General features: G+C 69.9%; 1 protein-coding gene. It reads left to right on the forward strand.

All coding sequences use genetic code 11. The features are described 5' to 3' along the window. Positions 1-59: 59 nt before the first annotated feature. The coding region (locus KDL01_RS42430; RefSeq protein ID WP_307846822.1) for an MFS transporter at positions 60-409 on the forward strand (350 nt) is incomplete at its 3' end.

A 409-nucleotide genomic window follows, 5' to 3' on the forward strand; every position in this document is an offset into this window, starting at 1 on the left:
TCGCGACGGTGGGGGTCGGGGCGTGTTTCCTGTTCAACGCGGCGAGTTTCGTCGCCGTCGTGACGTCGCTGCTGCTGATCGATCGCAGCAAGCTGCGGCCGAGTTTGCCGATGCCGCGGGCGCGGGGGCAGTTGCGGGAGGGGTTGCGGTACGCGGCCAGTACGCGGCATATCGCCGTGCCGCTCTGCATGATGGGGCTCGTCGGGCTGCTGGCCTTCGAGTTCCAGGTGTCGCTGCCGGTGTTCGTCCAGCACACGTTCCACGGCGGCTCGGAGGCCTACGGGTTCATGACCGCCGCGATGGGGGTCGGGGCGGTGCTCGGCGGGCTGGTGACGGCGGCGCGGGGGCGCACCGGGATACGTTCGATGGTCATCGCCTCGACCGGGTTCGGCGTGGCGATTCTGCTTGG

The organism is Actinospica durhamensis, assembly GCF_018139695.1.
Taxonomy (GTDB): Bacteria; Actinomycetota; Actinomycetes; order Streptomycetales; family Catenulisporaceae; genus Actinospica; species Actinospica durhamensis.